Origin of the sequence: Pseudoalteromonas gelatinilytica, assembly GCF_001641615.1 — a bacterium.
GTDB lineage: Bacteria > Pseudomonadota > Gammaproteobacteria > Enterobacterales > Alteromonadaceae > Pseudoalteromonas > Pseudoalteromonas gelatinilytica.
This window is the reverse complement of the sequence record NZ_LRRU01000014.1, coordinates 40,892-59,234: the sequence shown is the minus strand read 5'-3', so window position 1 is coordinate 59,234 and position 18,343 is coordinate 40,892. Positions and strand designations below refer to the sequence as shown.

At 40.2% G+C, this 18,343-nt stretch carries 19 protein-coding genes; 2 read left to right on the top strand and 17 right to left on the bottom strand.

The window, feature by feature from the left end:
* The first annotated feature begins 48 nt into the window (after positions 1 to 48).
* On the top strand, positions 49 to 570 hold the full coding sequence (locus tag NH153_RS06130) for a DUF305 domain-containing protein (protein ID WP_008109672.1): 522 nt from the start codon (positions 49 to 51) through the stop codon (positions 568 to 570).
* Between the two features lies 1 nt (position 571).
* On the top strand, positions 572 to 1,303 hold the full coding sequence (locus tag NH153_RS06125) for a MauE/DoxX family redox-associated membrane protein (protein ID WP_016708238.1): 732 nt from the start codon (positions 572 to 574) through the stop codon (positions 1,301 to 1,303).
* A 216-nt stretch (positions 1,304 to 1,519) separates the two neighbouring features.
* Here the strand turns inward: NH153_RS06125 and NH153_RS06120 are convergent, their stop codons facing one another.
* The 17 genes from NH153_RS06120 to NH153_RS06040 form a co-directional block, all read right to left on the bottom strand.
* Complete coding sequence (locus NH153_RS06120; protein WP_062566151.1) at positions 1,520 to 1,870, bottom strand: hypothetical protein; 351 nt, start codon at positions 1,868 to 1,870, stop codon at positions 1,520 to 1,522.
* A 50-nt stretch (positions 1,871 to 1,920) separates the two neighbouring features.
* Positions 1,921 to 2,292, bottom strand: coding sequence for a hypothetical protein (locus tag NH153_RS06115; protein WP_019677951.1), 372 nt, complete (start codon positions 2,290 to 2,292; stop codon positions 1,921 to 1,923).
* Positions 2,293 to 2,302: 10 nt separating this feature from the next.
* Positions 2,303 to 2,725, bottom strand: coding sequence for a hypothetical protein (locus NH153_RS06110; protein ID WP_062566152.1), 423 nt, complete (start codon positions 2,723 to 2,725; stop codon positions 2,303 to 2,305).
* A complete protein-coding gene (locus tag NH153_RS06105) occupies positions 2,709 to 3,374 on the bottom strand; it encodes a methyltransferase family protein (RefSeq protein ID WP_016708241.1) in 666 nt (221 codons plus the stop codon). Before NH153_RS06105 ends, NH153_RS06110 begins: the two co-directional genes overlap by 17 nt.
* Positions 3,367 to 3,702, bottom strand: coding sequence for a DUF2933 domain-containing protein (locus tag NH153_RS06100; protein ID WP_016708242.1), 336 nt, complete (start codon positions 3,700 to 3,702; stop codon positions 3,367 to 3,369). Before NH153_RS06100 ends, NH153_RS06105 begins: the two co-directional genes overlap by 8 nt.
* 9 nt (positions 3,703 to 3,711) lie before the next feature.
* Positions 3,712 to 4,065, bottom strand: coding sequence for a cupredoxin domain-containing protein (locus NH153_RS06095; RefSeq protein WP_045979597.1), 354 nt, complete (start codon positions 4,063 to 4,065; stop codon positions 3,712 to 3,714).
* An 11-nt stretch (positions 4,066 to 4,076) separates the two neighbouring features.
* Entirely contained in the window at positions 4,077 to 6,320 is a 2,244-nt protein-coding gene (locus NH153_RS06090; protein ID WP_045979598.1) for a heavy metal translocating P-type ATPase, read from the bottom strand.
* A 101-nt stretch (positions 6,321 to 6,421) separates the two neighbouring features.
* Positions 6,422 to 6,835 carry a MerR family transcriptional regulator gene (locus NH153_RS06085; protein WP_045979599.1) on the bottom strand — a complete coding sequence of 138 codons (414 nt, stop codon included), beginning with the start codon at positions 6,833 to 6,835 and terminating at the stop codon, positions 6,422 to 6,424.
* A gap of 297 nt (positions 6,836 to 7,132) precedes the next feature.
* Positions 7,133 to 7,555, bottom strand: a complete 423-nt coding sequence (locus NH153_RS06080) for a hypothetical protein (RefSeq protein ID WP_045979600.1) — start codon at positions 7,553 to 7,555, stop codon at positions 7,133 to 7,135.
* Between the two features lie 609 nt (positions 7,556 to 8,164).
* Positions 8,165 to 9,025, bottom strand: a complete 861-nt coding sequence (locus NH153_RS06075) for a copper resistance protein B (protein ID WP_045979601.1) — start codon at positions 9,023 to 9,025, stop codon at positions 8,165 to 8,167.
* Positions 9,022 to 10,845 (bottom strand): copper resistance system multicopper oxidase, encoded by a 1,824-nt coding sequence (locus tag NH153_RS06070; protein ID WP_045979602.1) that lies wholly within the window; start codon positions 10,843 to 10,845, stop codon positions 9,022 to 9,024. The genes NH153_RS06075 and NH153_RS06070 overlap by 4 nt, the downstream gene beginning before the upstream one ends.
* A gap of 27 nt (positions 10,846 to 10,872) precedes the next feature.
* Positions 10,873 to 11,343 (bottom strand): YybH family protein, encoded by a 471-nt coding sequence (locus NH153_RS06065; RefSeq protein ID WP_008467847.1) that lies wholly within the window; start codon positions 11,341 to 11,343, stop codon positions 10,873 to 10,875.
* A 15-nt stretch (positions 11,344 to 11,358) separates the two neighbouring features.
* Positions 11,359 to 12,246 (bottom strand): CopD family protein, encoded by an 888-nt coding sequence (locus NH153_RS06060; RefSeq protein ID WP_045979603.1) that lies wholly within the window; start codon positions 12,244 to 12,246, stop codon positions 11,359 to 11,361.
* Positions 12,247 to 12,264: 18 nt separating this feature from the next.
* Positions 12,265 to 12,612, bottom strand: coding sequence for a copper resistance CopC family protein (locus NH153_RS06055; protein ID WP_016708251.1), 348 nt, complete (start codon positions 12,610 to 12,612; stop codon positions 12,265 to 12,267).
* 24 nt (positions 12,613 to 12,636) lie between these two features.
* On the bottom strand, positions 12,637 to 14,469 hold the full coding sequence (locus tag NH153_RS06050; RefSeq protein WP_045979604.1) for a 2Fe-2S iron-sulfur cluster-binding protein: 1,833 nt from the start codon (positions 14,467 to 14,469) through the stop codon (positions 12,637 to 12,639).
* Positions 14,469 to 15,089, bottom strand: a complete 621-nt coding sequence (locus NH153_RS06045) for a PepSY domain-containing protein (RefSeq protein ID WP_235419340.1) — start codon at positions 15,087 to 15,089, stop codon at positions 14,469 to 14,471. Before NH153_RS06045 ends, NH153_RS06050 begins: the two co-directional genes overlap by 1 nt.
* A gap of 79 nt (positions 15,090 to 15,168) precedes the next feature.
* Entirely contained in the window at positions 15,169 to 18,333 is a 3,165-nt protein-coding gene (locus tag NH153_RS06040) for an efflux RND transporter permease subunit (RefSeq protein WP_055022009.1), read from the bottom strand.
* Between the last annotated feature and the right edge of the window lie 10 nt (positions 18,334 to 18,343).

Below are 18,343 nucleotides of genomic sequence, written 5' to 3'. Positions count from 1 at the left end.
ATAGGCTAACAGTGGGAAATATTTACACTATCAATGTAAGGATTACTTATGAAATACTCAAGATTTGCTGCAATGATCATCACCTCAACCATTGCTATGTTTGTCATGATGTATCTCAACACTTACGCAGTATCACATATATGGTTTAGTGAAACGCGTATCTATATGGCGTTGTATATGGGAGCAGGTATGGCAATGATCATGCTGGCCTTTATGCTTGGCATGTACAGTAACAAGAAGCTCAACATGGCTATTTTTCTATTGGCGACAATACTGTTCGCCATATGTCTTTATCTTGTTCGCTCTCAAAGCACAATTTCTGACACTGCCTACATGAAAGCGATGATTCCTCATCACTCCATTGCTATTCTTACTAGTGAGCATTCAACTTTGGAGGATGTACGCGTGCGTGAATTGGCAAATGGTATTATTAAAGCCCAACGAAAAGAAATAAAAGAAATGGAATGGCTGATTAAGGATATTTCTGAAAATGGAAAGGTCAGCTCACAAGCTCAGGCTGAGCAACGACCGCTCCCAAAGTTTGAAGGCACACTGAACAAAGGAGACTAAGATGACTAAGACAGCTACCCTGTACAGAATGGTCACTGACGAACATATCTGCCCCTATGGTTTAAGGTCGAAAGATTTGCTGGAGAGGCAAGGGTATGATGTAGAAGATCATAAGCTCACGTCAAGACAACAAGCTGATGACTTCAAAGATAAGCATGATGTCAAAACTACGCCACAAACCTTTATTGAAGGAAAGCGTGTCGGAGGATACGATGACTTAAGAGAGTATTTTGGTAAAGATGAAGCAGGTCAAACTGGCACAACCTACACGCCAGTTGTAGCCATTTTCTCGATAGCTGCACTTCTTGCTGTCGCATCTCAACATTTTGCTTCCGGCTCATTTATCTCCATCAGAACACTGATGCTATTTATAGCTTTTTCAATGACGCTCTTAGCGGTGCAAAAACTGAAAGACCTATACAGTTTCACAAATTCGTTTATTACTTATGATTTACTAGCGATGAGATGGATAAGATATGGTTATATTTATCCCTTCATTGAAGCATATGCAGGTATTGGTATGGTTGCCCAACTACAGCCTCTCGCAGTGGCACCATTTTCATTGTTTATCGGCACAGTTGGAGCAATTTCAGTTTTCAAAGCCGTTTACATTGACAAACGCCAGTTAAAGTGTGCCTGTGTAGGCGGCGATAGTAGTGTGCCACTTGGATTTGTATCGCTATCTGAAAACTTATTTATGATCGCGGGAGCATTGATTATGCTGCTGATGTAAAGGTATAGCTCTATTCGGCGGCTCCTTAACTGTTAAGATTAGACCTAGGATGCCAGCCCACACCTTTCTAATCCATATGTAACATTTTTTCTGTCGTACTGGCATCAAGATAACCAGAACTGAGCAAACAATCTCAAAGGTTGTACAAAATAACACTAAAGCTTTTTCATTAAGTTTTATTGTTATGCTCTTGTGGTGGCTTTCGCCACCACTTTATTAGTTTTCAAGTTCCACCATATCTTTCGCTGCAATGTCACCAGACACTAGCTTTACAGTTGCGAAATGATCATTCACAATTTTAGTAATTTGTACCGTTCCTACCTTTTCGATAGTGTAGGGATCGTCACCTTCACTCAATACTATTCTTTCATGGAATCTAATAACACTGTATTTTTGCCCAACCTCTGCGCCATGCTTAGCACCAATACAGATTAGAGTTCGATTATCAGAACTTTCTACTACCTGACCTCTCATCATGTATTTATGATAAAAAGTGGTATTAGAACAACCCACTAAATATAAACCGAATGTAAGCAATAAAAGAGCTTTTATATAGGGTGTTTTCATCACTGTTACCTCATTTGACTAACTAATTATCTATACACTTTTTTATGAATTCATTTGTTTTTCCGGCCAGCCCCCGAAGGTGCTTGATGACAACTCCAAGGCTTATGAACAGAGTTATCTTTGATGTTCTGATCAACAAATTTATAGTAACTTTCTTTAGTATGTGTCCACCAATCATCATGAACATCTGCGCCATACTTACGGATTACCTCCTCAATCCCATCAAGGCTTACGTTTGCGGCATCATAGGCAAGGTGTATTTCACCTTCTTTGATGTTGTAACTAACTTCATCTATACCAAAAAGCTGATCTATTTCTTTTACTAACTCGTCACAGCTTTCTTCTGTGACATTGCTAAGCTTTAGATTTCGAACAACTAAATTTTGCTCTCTAACGCCAACTCTATGATCTAAATCGCTCATAATTTTTCTCCTAATGTTTGTGTGAATGCTGTTGATTGCTATCTTTCATTTCTTCCATTTTCCGGTTCATCTGCGGCATCATGTTCTCCATCATTTCTAAATGATGTTCAGTCATCTTGATTTGTTGATGCATTGGCATTTCTTCCATATTTTTGTGCATGGATTGCATCATCTTCATCATTGAACGGTGATGTTCAACCATCATCTGCTGTTGCTTGTCAGGATCTTTTTCAGTTTTAATGGCATGGACTTCCTTTTTCATTTCCATCATTTTTTTATGCATTTCTCCCATGTTCTCATGTGGTATTGTCATGCCTTGATGCATATCAGCTTTGTTCGCACCTTCATGTTTATGCTCATTGTTTTGGGCAAATGAGCTAGTGGTTATCAGTAGTGAACTAATAAATAAAATTGATTTAGTTAACGTTTTCATGATTTTTACCTTCTACACTTTTATTAAAACTTGGGATCCAACTTGGTGTCGATTCCATATACCTGTGGTACTCCGAACCAAATTCAGCAATCGCCTGTGCTTCTTCGCGTTTCGCTAGCTTGACGTAAACAACGACTAAGATCGGAAACATCGCAAGTGTTGGGATTGTCGGCCACTGCAATAAAAAGCCGAACATGATTAGAATGAAAGCTACATACTGTGGGTGGCGACATCTTGCATACCATCCAGTTGTAGCCAATTGATGATGTTTTTGCGCGTGATGCAATACATTCCATGCTGAAGACAACATAAAGAAACCTGCAACAATAAACACCATACTCACTATATGAAATGGGTCCCAATGGGCATCACCTTGAAATCCAAAGAAAGTATGTAATAAATGCCCATTTTCATGCGCAAAGAAATTTACTTCTGGATAGGTCTCCGTCAGCCACCCCGACAGAAAATAGATAGTTAAAGGAAAGCCATACATTTCAGTAAATAGGGCAACAATAAAGGCAGAGAACGCGCTTAGACTTCTCCAATCAGTTGATGTTTTTGGTTTGACAAAACTAAAGGCAAAAAAGATAAAAATTGCTGAGTTCAGTATCACCATTGACCATAAGCCATAATCATATGTTTCATTCATCACTGCTCTCCTTTTTATGTGATTCCTTACGTGCCTTTTCTAAGCCTTGTATGTAGCCATCGCGATAGGCTGCATTTTTATCCGTGAGTTCTTGAAAGCTCTCTTCCTTTTTTTCATCAGGCGCATGTGAATGATCGTGACCATGTTTACCATGACTGCCATGCATAAATACGTGCATCAAGGGGCATAGCAATAAAATCAAGTAGGGAAGAAATTGCAGCGTATGTTGACCATGCTCAAGCACTAAGAAGTAGGTCACTGCGGCAATAAGTGCCAGTGCAGCCCAGCCTGTAGGTGTTGACCAAAAATTAGGGTGTTGATTTTTCATATTGCCCTCCTAAACGACTTTTAAGACACCGCGATACATTTGCATCTGACAGTGAAACTCATGCTCTCCCGGTGACAAGTTTAATAAGGTAATTTGAGTAATTTCATTTAACTTAAGCTGTTCGCTTATATCCAATGAAGGAATAAGCATTGTTTCAGCGCAGGGGGATTGATCTTTGCGTATAAACTTCAAGGTAACAGGTTGGCTAGCAGACACCTGAATTGAGGATGGGGAATACACGCCATCCCTCACTTCAATGAGTACTTCATTACCTTGAACGATTGTTTTATTGGGTTTATATAGCCAAAACCACCAAACAATCAGCGCGATTAACATTAAGCCTAATAAGTTAATTAACATCATCGCTCTTCTCCTTAATGCTCTTTTGCTTTAAAAAAGCGAAGTCGATTTGCATTTGACACCACAGTCAATGACGAAAACGCCATTGCAGCACCTGCAATTACAGGGCTAAGCAGAATGCCAAAGAAGGGATATAGAACCCCCGCAGCAAAAGGAATCCCAGCTACGTTATAGACAAACGCGCCAAACAAGTTTTGTTTGATATTTCGTAAAGTAGCTTTGCTTACCGCTATGGCATCGGCAAGGCCATGAAGTGAACCACGCATTAGGGTAATGTCAGCACTTTCGATAGCTACATCAGTCCCTGTGCCTATGGCGAAGCCAACATCGGCTAACGCTAGCGCAGGAGCATCGTTGATGCCATCTCCTGTCATACCAACAATTTCGCCACTGCCTTGTAGCTCTTTCACCTTGTTGGCTTTATCTTCTGGCAGCACCTCAGCAAGAAATTCGCTAATACCTGCTTTTTTGGCAACAGCGGCAGCGGTTTCCTTGTTATCACCTGTTAACATGATGACGCGTATACCATTAGCCTGAAGCCGTTTGATAGCAGAGATTGAGTCTGACTTAATGGGATCTGCGACAGCAATGATTGCGGCAAGTTCACCATCTACAGCAAAGTACATAGGTGTTTTGGCTTCTTTGGCTAAAGACTGGGCTTTTCCAACAAAGCCTGTGAGGTCTATGCCTTTTAACTTCATTAGTTTATCGTTACCAAAAAGCAGGACTTTATTGTTACAGTTTGCTTCTACACCAAAACCCGTAATAGCATTAAACGATTCAATTTTTAGTAACTCAATATCCTTATCTAAAGCACTTTCAACAATCGCTTGCGCTAAAGGGTGCTCTGAGCCGCTTTCTAAACTTGCTGCAAGCTGTAGTACGTCTTTTTCGTCAGTAGCTTTTGCTAAAACAATATCGGTTACCTTAGGTGCCCCTTCAGTAATAGTGCCCGTTTTATCTAAAATCATGGCAGTGATTTTAGAGGCGGTTTGCAGTGCCTCACCGTTGCGAATAAGTACTCCGGCTTCTGCTGCTTTTCCTACTCCCACCATGACAGACATAGGCGTTGCCAAGCCTAAAGCACACGGGCAGGCAATAATAAGCACAGTAGTTGCTGATACGATAGCAAAAGCAATTGCTGGCTCAGGGCCAAAGTTAAGCCATGCTAACGCACTTAACACCGAGATGATCATGACTACAGGAACGAAATAGGCGGAAATAACATCGGCCAAGCGGCCAATCGGCGGTTTTGAATTTTGCGCTCGTTTCACCATATTGATGATCTGTGCAAGCGCCGTGTCTTTACCAACGCGTGTCGCTCTAAATAAAATCATGCCTGATTTGTTCAAAGTACCAGCGACAACCTCATCTTCTTCGGCTTTTTCAACAGGCATAGGTTCGCCTGTCAGCATGGACTCATCAATAGAGGTGTGTCCTTCCAATACAACGCCATCTACGGGAATTTTTTCACCCGGCTTTACTTTCACAACATCATGAAGCAAAACCTGTTCGATACCTATCTGAACCTCTTTATTATCACGAACTACAGTTGCCGTTTTGGCCTGCAAGCCGATAAGACGTTTAATGGCCTCAGAGGTTTTACCTCTGGCTTTTATTTCTAATGCTAGACCTAAATCAATTAAGCCAATGATCATGGCGGTAGCTTCAAAATAGACATGTCGTGCCATCAATGGAACGGCGTCAGGTGCAAACACAACAACCATTGAGTACACCCAAGCTGTACCTGTTCCCAAAGCTATTAGTGTGTCCATATTAGCGGAGTGGTTTTTAAAGCTTTTCCAAGCGCCAACATAAAAATGCTTACCTGAAAAATACATAACACCAAAAGTTAAAATACCGACAACCAGCCAAGACATGCGTTCAAGGTTTGTTTCAACTGTCATTTCTCCAACTACAATGCTGTAGATCATCAAAGGAACGCCGAGTGAAAGGGCAATAAACGTATCGCGCATTAGCTTTTTGTAATATGCCCAATCCGCCGCCTCTTTCTCGTCAAGCGCATCTGTTGCTGAGCTATCATCAATTGGCTTCGCGTTATACCCCACTGACTCAACAGCTTTGATCAATTCTTCTGTCTTAGCTGTCCCAGAAACTGTTACAGTCCTATCAGCAAAATTCATTTCTGCACTGACGACTCCATGAGTTGCCTTTAACGCCCCTTCAATTTTGCCTACACAGCTAGCACACCCAGCGCCTTCAATGATGAGCTGTTGGCTTTGTGATGTTTTTTCCAACGTATTCTCCTTACTTTTACACGAAGAGGATTGAGTTTTTGCCTGACAGCAACAGCCTGATTCGGTTTCTATATTTGTATTAGTAGTTACCATTTTTCCTCCTATGCCTTTTTAATTTGTTCAAAGTTTTCGATGAGATGACAAACCATGTTTGCAGTCGGCGCTTTGTCTTCCATTTCTTCCCATTGAGAAAGCGCTGAAGACATTTTCCCTCGAAGTGCCAACATTGCTTGAAACTGTTTTTCTGTTTCTTCAAGCCGCTCTTTGATGAGGCTTCTGACTAATGGGCACGCACTTGTACCATCTTCAGATTCATTAAGAATTTGCTTGATATCAGCAACGGAAAAACCAAGATTTCTGGCACTTAAAATGAACTTAAGTCTCGATACTTCTTTATTCGAGTATGACTTGTAGCCGTTCACTGACTTAGCAGGTTTTAACAGTCCCAATCGCGTGTAATAGCGCACCGTATCAGCAGTCGTTCCAAGGCTTTTTGACAGTTCTGCTACTTTCATATTTACTCCTTAGTTTTTCACCTAAGTTTGTACTCTCACCTACAGCTTAGACCTGTGTCTAAGACACAGGTCAAGTACTAATACTAGTGAATAAGCTAAAAAATAATTTTTTGGTAAAAGAGAAATCTCGGCCAAAATCGACAGCATTAAGTACTGTAAATGGCAATAGTTTGAGAATTTTCATAGTGCCTTCAAAATATCGTACTAATCGTTCAAAACAATTGATTATTTAAATCAATGAATAAGTCATTCTATTTTTGATGGGAGTGGCGAAAAAAAGACGCACTGATCCCGTGATTAGCCAATAATTGGTGGACGATAAAGTAAGAGATGGATACCAGATTTTGGTAGAGGTGTACGCTGTAGAAATAGCTCAGAGTAAATATTGCAAATACCTTCCTCTTGCGCTTGCACAAGATAGGGATTTAAATGAAAGCTTGAACAAAATCCCCCCTCACAACAAACACAATCACTAGCTTTACATTTTTCACAGACTTCATCACCATGACGGTGTTTAGAGTCTTGCGAGTTTACAGTGTGATAGTGACTATTGTCATTCATTGATTGATGGTGAATATTTTTGCTTCGTTGCATAATATGCGTGTCGGAAGATCCATTTTGATGTTCTTCACAATTCATTGGCTTAGCTGTAGCAAAACTATGCTGCGTAAGCAACACAGTTATTATCACTATTTTAAACCACCTGAAAAGTCCAAACATTATCATTCCTTCTTTAGCTCCTACAATATTAGCCACTTTATAAAAATAATTTTATGATCTTGATCAACCTTTGAACTAAAACCTAAACTTTTTACTTTTTTAAACAGCTTAAACTTAACAAGTATAAAAGGGGTGTCTGATTTATACTCATGAGATTGAAGCCAAGCATGAGCACCATAAAAAAAATAAAAACCCTACGCTCATAACTAGGTATTGAGTAAGGGATCATTTTTCCAATTGTTCAGCTTTAAGCGCAGTACTTTGCAACAATCGATTCTATCCCGAGCACACCCAATTCCCGTTCATCAAAAGTGATAAAATAGTCTATTGTACGTCTTTCAATGGCGATGTTTTTTGGCTTGACTCTTTAACCTTTACCATTCGCCAACTTTACTTCTTAGCTGATATTCCACCTTGATAGGTATACACCAGACTGGCACAGACTGAAAACAAGAAGTAGCTTACTATTACTGCTCTTAGTTCTTTCCAAAAAAACTATTAGCTAGGCCTTTCCTAACATAACTAAAATGGTTTAAATCCCAAAAAACAAAAGCTACCATCAATATAGTTGCGGTAGCTCTCATCAAGTCAATATAGTATTTCTTCACATCAGAGCCAGAACTTGATACCTGCAACAAAAGCAGTATCACGAGTACTTTGCCCATTTAACTTCGCAAATTCGGCTGTATTACCAAATTTATTTGTCCACTCAACGCCAACATAGGGAGCAAACTGGCGGGTAAACTCATAACGAACCCGAAAACCAATAGCACTGCTAGATAAGCCACTACCAAGGTTATTTTGGACGTCATCCTTACCGTAAAGCGTCAACTCTGCTCGTGGTTGAACAATTAACTTTTGAGTAAGTAATAGCTCATACTCAGCTTCGATCGAAAATGCACTATTACCTTGCTCTCCTAAATACGCAGTCATATCAATTTCAAACCAGTAAGGGGCTAGACCTTGTAAACCAAAAGCTAGCCATTTGCGGTTTTCACCTTCGTTATTGTAATCAAGTCGAATACCGACTTGTGTATCCCAATAAGCAGATATTGCGTGGCCCCATAGAAAATCTGTTTGGTTCTCCTCTAAATTACCTTCGCTAAAATCTCCCTCAGTTTTGATGACTAATCTATCAAAAGTAGTGCCATACCATGCCTGAAAGTCAAAAACACCTGCGTTTGTTTGCTCATTATATTCAAGACGATCCCCTAGTAGCGCGTAAAATGAATGCTCATCTGCCAAAGTCAGTCGTTTGTCGCTATTGAGTGCATAAGGACCTTCAGTCAATGTTGTACCTGCGGCATAAGCATGAGGGTCTCTAGCATCTTTAGGTGCATCTCCACCTTGTGCTTGCATTTTAGAATCACCCATCTCAGTCATCTCATCTTTTGCAGATACAGATACACTTATAAGGGGCAAACCTATTAATAATAGTTTTAACGTATTGGTTAGTATTAATTTTCTCATGATACAACTACCTCTCTAAACATACCTGCATCCATGTGGAATAATAAATGGCAATGCCATGCCCAGCGACCTACGTCATGAGGTGTTGTTAAAAAACTAATTCTTTGCGCTGGTTGTACAGGGATAGTATGGCGACGAACCTGTACATCACCTTTTTCATTCTCCAAATCGCTCCACATACCATGCAGGTGCATTGGATGTGTCATCATTGTATCGTTTTGTAAAATAACTCTTAAACGTTGATTATGCTTCATGTGAACTGGCGTGCTTTTTCCAAATTCCAAGCCATCAAATGACCAGCTATAACGCTCCATGTTTCCAGTTAAATGTAATTCAATTTCAGCCTCAGGCTCTTGCTGGCTTGTAATTCCCTCAAGAGAATGTAAATCTGCAAGTGTTAAAACACGGCGTCCATTTTTACGTAAACCTATACCGGGATCATCAAGGTTTGTTCTAGGCATATCAACACGCATATCAACAGAAGCTCCATACTCTGTTTTTGCATGACGCACTTTAGTGCTAGCAACAGCTAATGGGTTTTTAGTCATTCCATGTTTACTATGATCCATTGCCATCGCTCCATGACCCATTGCACTATGATCCATTTTATTAGAATTCATGCCCGACATACCTGCCGTATCAGCCATTGTAGAATGCACACTATCATGGGTCATATTGCCCATCATATCTGTCATCGTTAACCACTCAACGGGGTCTAAAGAAGGTACTGGTGCATCAACGTTAGGTGCCATTGATAAAGTACCTTTAGCATAACCTGAGCGATCCATGCTTTGTGCAAAAATCGTATATGCGTCATTTTTTGGCTCGACAAGTACATCATAAGTTTCACCGGGACCAAATCTAAATTCATCTACTGTCACAGGTTCAACATTTTGTCCATCAGCTTGTACAACTGTTAACTTCAGCTCAGGTATTCTTACATCAAAAAACGTATTGCTAGAACCGTTAATAAATCTAAGCCTAACCTTTTCGCCAGCTTTAAACATTCCACGCCAATTTGTCAAAGGCGCACAACCATTCATTAAAAAAGTCATTGCAGATGCTGATAAGTCTGCAAGATCTGTAGGGTTCATTCTCATTTTATTCCACATTTCCCGGCGTTGTAGCGCATTTGAAACGCTGCTATTTGAAATGTCATCAAAAAACTCTGGAACAGTAGGTTGATTAAAGTTAAATACATCGCTCTGTACTTTTAACTTGCGAAACAAATCCATTGGGTCATCATCAGTCCAATCAGACAATTGGATGACATGCTCATTGTCAGCACTAATAATATCCTTTTCTCTTGGCTCAATAATTAATGCGCCGTACATACCTGTCATTTCTTGAAAACCACTGTGTGAGTGATACCAATATGTGCCGCTTTGTTGCAGCTTAAATTTATAAACAAAGGTTTCACCCGGCATTATACCTTTAAAGCTAATACCCGGTACGCCATCCATTTGATACGGAAGAATGATCCCATGCCAATGAATTGAACTCGGCACTGATAATTTATTCGTTACCCTGATAGTAACGTCATCACCTTCTCTGAGGCGCAAGGTAGGAGCTGGTATTGAGCCATTGATTGTTGTAGCCATTCTTACAACACCTGTGAAGTTTACTGGTGACTCATCTATCACCAGATCTATGACTTCCCCACTTAGTTCGGGCGCAGTACCTGTTGAAGTTCCAGCAAGCAAAGATGAAGCTGCATGAAGAACACTTGGAAAAGCAGCTAATACACCGCCAGCAGCTAATCCTTGTACAAAGCGTCTACGTGGCGTAGAAACTTGATGTAATGGATTGTTATTTCTCATTTTACTCTCCGTTGTTTGAACAATAAATTAATGTGACCAATGAATGTGCTTAATCTTCCATTCACCATTTTGTTTTTCCAGCACCATCGTTTCCATGCCTTGATAATCGCGTTCAACACCTTTATGAGTACCTGTAGTTTGACTGCGCGACGCAGAGATAGCGGTATTTCCAAGTATCGTCACTTGATGTTCAAGTGTGTCGCTCTTCATCGCTGCTAAATACTTCATATCCGACAACATATGATGATGAGCATATTCATCAGCGCTCCTTTCAACGCGGCCTCCCTCGAAAATGGTGACATCATCCGCTAACTGCGCTCTAGCCTGTTTTTGATTGCCAGTTTCAAGTGCTTGATGAAATGCCAAAACAACTTTTGCGGCTGGGGTATCTATACCTTTAAACAAACCTTTGTCTTTGTTCTTATCACCATGAGCGTTTGCTGCGAAACTAAACGTCATTAATAAAACGAGTAATATATTTATTGTTTTCATTTTCATTCTCTCTTTTAGGTTTTAATTTGCAGGGCCAACAACACTAGTAAGCCCAGCCGTTACAGATAAAATGGCAAAAGCTACTACCATTTCTATCGAGATAGATTTAGATAAAGCCTCTCTGCCTTGACTATTTTTAAGTTGTGGAACGAGTATTAGTTTATGTTTAGCAGCAAGTGCCAAAATAGACACTACAAGGGCCAATTTAAACAACAGTGTTTGTCCGTAACTTGAGCTTATTAGTGCATCAAGACTTCCGACCAATTGAATCACGAGCCAGAGGCCTGCTACCAACAATAGGCTCAATGTAAAACTTGCTTGTTTGCCAAAGCTTTCCATCAGCAAATGAAGTTCTGCATAACTTAGCTGATGGCAAGCCTGTTTTAGTGGCAATAACGCCCCAAACCACCATGCCATAACGAGCACATGCAAAATAAGCAAGCCTTTTTCAATTGTGCCTAACTCAGAAATATGACCCAGTAACGTGAATGAGTATGCAAGGATTAATAAACTCAACATTAAAGCGCTTTGTTTTAAGTACGAGTTCACAGCGAGTTTGAACCTTAAAGCTAAAGCGATTATTGCGGTAACTAGCCCAAGCGCTCGAAGCAAAGCTCCAGTGCCGACAGAGGAGTCCCACATAATAGCCAATATATCAGCGTCTATCGCCCCCTGAATTCCCTCTTCTGCCATTGCACCAGTACTGGCAAAGAACCAAGTAATATTAGCGATCAAAGCCATAACTATATAAGTTCTTGTCCACGTTAAATTCGCTATTACAGCATTACTATGAGATTCATTATGCTCAAAAATTTGTCTGAAAAATGTATAGCCGGCAATACAGGCAAAGCCGACGTAAAATACAATTTTTGACAGTACAATGACTGTATTCCAGATATACATTTCCATATCAATCACACAGCCTTACTAATGAACCATAAAGCCGAAGCTATCTTTCATTTTATGTCCATCTTTACCTAAATAGGTCACATCAACGATATAGTTTGTTGGAGCTAATTTAGGTAGTTCCCATGAAAACTCTCTGGAAGCTTCTTTTGATGGTTTAAAGTCAAATTTAATATTTTCACCTTTTTTATTTTTCAACGTAACTTTAACTACACGTACCTCTTTGCTAAATCCCAATGTCAATTTTTCTGGAGTATTCATTAGCATTGCATTATCAGCAGGCACGCTTTTTTCAAGATGCACATGTGCAAATACTGCACTACTAAAAACAACACTGATTATGGTTAAAAGTTTAATTAATGTTTTCATATATACCTCTATTTATTTAATGGATTAACGACTAAATTTATCTTTGAAAATTTGATTACTTGGAATCCCAGCATCTGTAATTATTTTTTCCACTTCACTCATCATTGCTTCTGGACCGCACAAGTAAAACTCAGCCAAATGCAGTTCTGCTTTTTGGTTCATATACGGCAGAAGTACTTTTTGAACATAGCCTGAGTGCCCTTGCCATTCTTCTGAAGGATTAGAAAGAGTAGGAATATAAGAGAAGTTTTTATGCTTCTCACTCAGTGACTTCAATTCATTATGGTATAGCAAGTCATCTTCAGTTCGCGCACCATAGATAAGAGTCAAACCACTTTTATCTTTATGCTTTTTCAACTGTTCAAAAATAATAGACCTCAGTGGTGCAAGTCCTGAACCCGCACCTATAAACACGCGACTAACTTTTTTATTTGAAGTGGCATAAAAATCAGAAAAAGGGCCTCTTGCAGTTATCGTTTCACCTACTTGGAGTGAACCTAAATAACTTGAACCTATTCCTGCTTTAAAACCATTCTTTGCGGTCTGCCAACGGATATTAAACATTAACTCATCAGACTCCTCGTCAAAGTTAACTAATGAGTAGTGGCGAGTTACACCGTTATGAGAAAATTTTCCATGATAGTAGCTATCCCAGTATTTTTCATAGCACTCTGGCATATCATCTGGACGTAAGCTATTCATCCCTGCTGGCACATCAAATTGCATATATGCACCAGCTTTAAATGCCAACTGTTTGCCTGATTTCAGCTTAAATTTCACTTCCTTGATAAAAGGAGTAATGAAATTAGTCGCAACCACAACTAGCTCATGATTTTCAATATTGCGATCAGTATTAACTTCAATCGAACTAATTTCAGAGAACCTATGCTGACATCCAAGCCGATAACCTTCCTTAAGTTGCTCCTGAGATAAATGTTCCTGTTCAGATAGTGTGATAGGTAATTTAGTTGAACTTAAGAACACGCATTTGCCACAAGTACCGCCACCACCGCAACCTGAAGGAAGGTATACATGTGAACTAGCTAGCCCTTCTAATACAGTTGAGCGACCAACTGCTGAGATGTCAGTAATAGTATTTTCATTGGAAAACGTCACTGCCACTTTTTGCCTGTTAGTGCCCCAACCTAGCTTCAGTAAACCACTTCTATACTGTTGTATCAGCCAAGTAACACCAGTAATTGAAAGGAATAGCGTTGCAAAAGCAAATGCAATGATCAACCAATGGTTAAATCCTCCAGAATTGCCATAGTCCATAAAGTGAAGCTTCATCATCAGATCTTTCAATCTGAAATCATCATTGGCATGGCGAAGTACTTGACCTGTAATACTATCTAAATAAATAGTTGTATTGTTCTCATCCTCAACGGCAACTTGCCACATAGGATTTTGCTGCCTTACGTGATCAGAAAACGGAGGTTGAGATAACACTGGAGTAGTTAACTTACCCTGTCCTGAGTAGGAGTTTTTTGCCAAAGTTAGTACTTGTTCTTCAGACAAATTAAATGGCTTTCCTGTTACAGCATCAAATAGCTTTGAGTGGCGCTCTTGATAGCTATGCTGCCCCTTATCGAACACAAAATGATAGTAAGGCTGATGTAAAACCCATATAAGGTTTACTTCCTGCGGAGCATTACTAGTAATGTCTTTAATAGGGAATAGGTCAAAGCCTGTAATGCTACCTTCATGATGAGAATGAACTCTAAGTTCATTACCACTGGCTTTACTGTGATCCATCAAATTGAAGTAAAGGCCCGTTCCCAACCAAATAAGCAGTTGTAAACCAACAAATAAAGAAAGCCACTTGTGTATCGTTGTATTTAACTTAAATAGTCGCATCAAATGACTCTCTTTTTATTTGGGGAAAGCACTCGGTAATAAGTCAATACTGCGCCAGTAATTGCTCCCATTAGACCTAGAGTTGCGACCAAGAACAAAAACCAGTTTGATACGTTTTCTCCATCATAGTAATCCATAATGTGGAACCGCCACATCCAATCAAACAATCGCCAGTAATCATGACGCTTGGCAACAAGTGATCCTGTTTGTTGACTTATATAAAATGTCGGTGTGGAGAATTGCTCAAACGTCACTCTCCAAACAGGTAAATGCCTTGGGGACAACTCAGCAGGCAAGTTTGTCGCTGACTTAATCAACCTTATGCTGTCGATTTGATGATTCAGCGCATAATGGTATTGTGCGATTTCTTTAGCCTTGGTTTCATCTACAAGGGCCTGAACAGCTCCAGTTTTAGCATCTATTGCTACTTTTCCATTTTCTCCATTAATAAAAGAATACAAAGGACGGCCCATACTTTGAGTAAGTGTAACTTGGCTAGCTTTAGGATAATCCGCAGCTAGCTTTACAATGGAGTAATCCATACTTGCTAAATCTATTTTGGCTTCCTCACTCTTAGCCAAGGTTTCGCCGTGTATATAGTGAATATCCATAGTCACCATATACACGCCTGTAATAGACCAGAAGAGGAATTGTATTCCGACAAATGCCATTAGCCATTTGTGATATTTTCTAGCCGTGCTAAGCATTATTCTCAGGCTCCACGTTAGAAAGCTCTTTGTTAAAGGCATTTACTTCAGGCTTTTTAATGATTGAGTAAATTGCAGGGAGTACAATAAGCGTGAGCAGCACAGCACTTGTCATTCCGCCTACCATAGGAGCAGCAATGCGGCTCATGACCTCAGAACCTGTACCAGTACCATATAAAATAGGCATTAAACCTATAATGATTGTAGCTACCGTCATCATTACTGGACGAACTCGTAAGCCAGCACCGTGCAATAATGCATCTTGATATGCATCATCTGAGATGAGTTCTGCTCGCTCCACCGCTTTTTCCTTAAGCTCAGCAAGTGCTTGATTAAGATAAACCAGCATTATCACGCCAATCTCAACCGCAACACCAGCTAGAGCGATAAAGCCCACACCAACAGCTACTGAGAAATTAAACCCTTCTAGATACATCAACCATAACCCACCGATCATTGCCATCGGCAAGGTAACGATAATGATAGCCACTTCACTAAACGCTCTGAAATTCAGGTAAAGCAGAATAACAATAATGGCGAGTGTTAAAGGCAATACATAGGTGAGCTTTTCTTTCGCTCTTTCCATATATTCGTATTGTCCAGCCCAAGTAATTGAATAGCCTGCTGGTAATGTCAGGTTATTTGCTAAGTGTTCTTTAGCATTTTCAACATAAGTACCTACATCAACGCTATCAATATCAATGAAAGTCCAACCATTGATTCTGGCATTCTCACTTTTAATACCCGGTGGGCCATTCTCTACTCGAATATCAGCAACATCACCTAGTGCAATGCGTTGACCACTTGGTGTTACAACAGGTAATCGTGCTAGCTGCTCAGGAGAATCTCGATAATCTTGCGGATAGCGCAGATTAACAGGGTAACGCTCTTGACCTTCTATCGTTTGTGTCACATTCATACCGCCAATCGCAGTAGAAACTACTTGTTGGACATCTTCGATATTTAACCCAAAGCGACTTGATTTATCTCGTGAAATATCAACCTTGATATATCGTCCACCTGCAACTCGTTCAGAGTAAACTGACGCTGTGCCTGTCACTTCTGGCAAGAGTTGTTCTATTTGTTGGCCGATATCCTGAATTACATCAAGTTCTGGTCCGGCGACTTTAATACCGACAGGCGTTTTTATACCTGTAGCTAACATGTCAATGCGGGTCTTGATTGGCATGACCCAAGCATTGGTTAAGCCCGGAAATTTAACCAACTTATCAAACTCAGCTTTTAACGACTCAGTTGTCACGCCTTCTCGCCACTCCTCCCGTGGCTTCAATTGAATAAAGGTTTCAATCATGGTTAGAGGCGCAGGGTCAGTTGCGGTTTCAGCTCGTCCTACTTTACCGAATACATTTTCAACTTCTGGCACAGTACGAATAAGCTTGTCCGTTTGCTGCAATAACTCTCTTGCTTTACCGATTGAAATTCCGGGATATGTAGTAGGCATATACATAAGGTCGCCTTCATCCAATGGCGGAATGAATTCACTACCAATTTTATCGACAGGCCAAAAACCAACGATAGTCACTAATACTGCTGCGACTATTGTCAATTTTGGAAACTTCATGACTTGCTTTAAAACAGGCATGTAGATAGCAATCAATAATCGATTTAATGGGTTTTTCTTTTCAGAGACGACTTTGCCTCGAATAAAGTAGCCCATCAAAACAGGCACCAATGTTATTGCCAAGCCTGCTGATGCAGCCATTGCATAGGTTTTTGTATAGGCGAGCGGTGAAAACATTCTTCCTTCTTGCGCTTCTAAGATAAACACAGGTAAGAATGAGACAGTTATGATCAGCAAGCTAAAAAATAATGCAGGGCCTACCTCACTCGCAGCCTTAGCTACAATTTGCCAACGGTTTTCATCTGTTAGTGGTGTTTTCTCCATATGTTTATGCATATTTTCAATCATCACTATTGCACCATCAGTCATCGCACCAATAGCAATAGCGATACCGCCTAAAGACATAATATTGGCATTGATGCCTTGCATATACATGATGATGAATGACACCAATATACCTAATGGTAGAGTAACAACTGCCACAATTGATGAGCGAAGATGAAATAGGAAAGCAACACAGACAATAGCCACGACCGCAAGCTCCTCTAGCAACTTGCTCCAAAGGTTATCAACAGCACGATCTATTAACTTCGATCTGTCATAGACAGGGACAACCTCCACCCCCTCTGGTAAAGAAGATTTGAGCGACTCAAGCTTTTCTTTTACCCCATTTATGGTTTGTTGAGCGTTTTCACCAAAGCGCATAACGACAACACCACCAACAACTTCGCCTTCGCCATTAAGTTCTGCGATACCACGGCGCATTTGAGGACCAAGGTTAACGTTGGCAACATCACCAATACGCAACGGCGTGCCTTGTTCGTTAATACCAAGTGGAATTTTCTCTATATCACTAACTGATTGAATATACCCCGTTGCGGTAACCATATATTCAGCTTCAGCCATTTCCACAACGGATGCGCCAGTTTCTTTGTTCCCTTTTTGTAAGGCTATTTGTATTAAACTTAGAGGAATATCGTAAGCTCTCAATTTGTCAGGATCTACTTGCACTTGATACTGCTTAACCATACCACCAACGGCGGCAACTTCGGACACGCCCGGAACAGTTTGTAGTTCATACTTTAAGAACCAGTCTTGAATGCTTCTTAATTGGCTTAGATCATGGTTTCCAGACTTATCTGTTAAAGCGTAAATGTATACCCAACCCACACCTGTTGCATCAGGTCCTAATTGAGGTTTTGCCGAATCAGGCAGGCTTGATGCTACTTGGCTTAAGTATTCAAGTACTCGGCTTCTAGCCCAATACAAATCAGTATCATCATCAAAAATAATGTAGACGTAGGAATCACCAAAGAATGAGTAACCACGAACAGTTTGCGCCCCCGGCACTGATAGCATCGCTGTAGTAAGTGGAAATGTCACTTGATCCTGCACAACTTGTGGTGCCTGTCCCGGATAACTCGTCTTAATTATCACCTGCACATCAGAAAGATCTGGGAGTGCATCTACTGGCGTTTTTTGTAATGAATACAAACCACCAAACGCGATAATTAAGGTAATCAACAAAACAAAGAAACGATTGCCGATAGACCATCTAATAATTGATTCAATCATTATTTTTCTC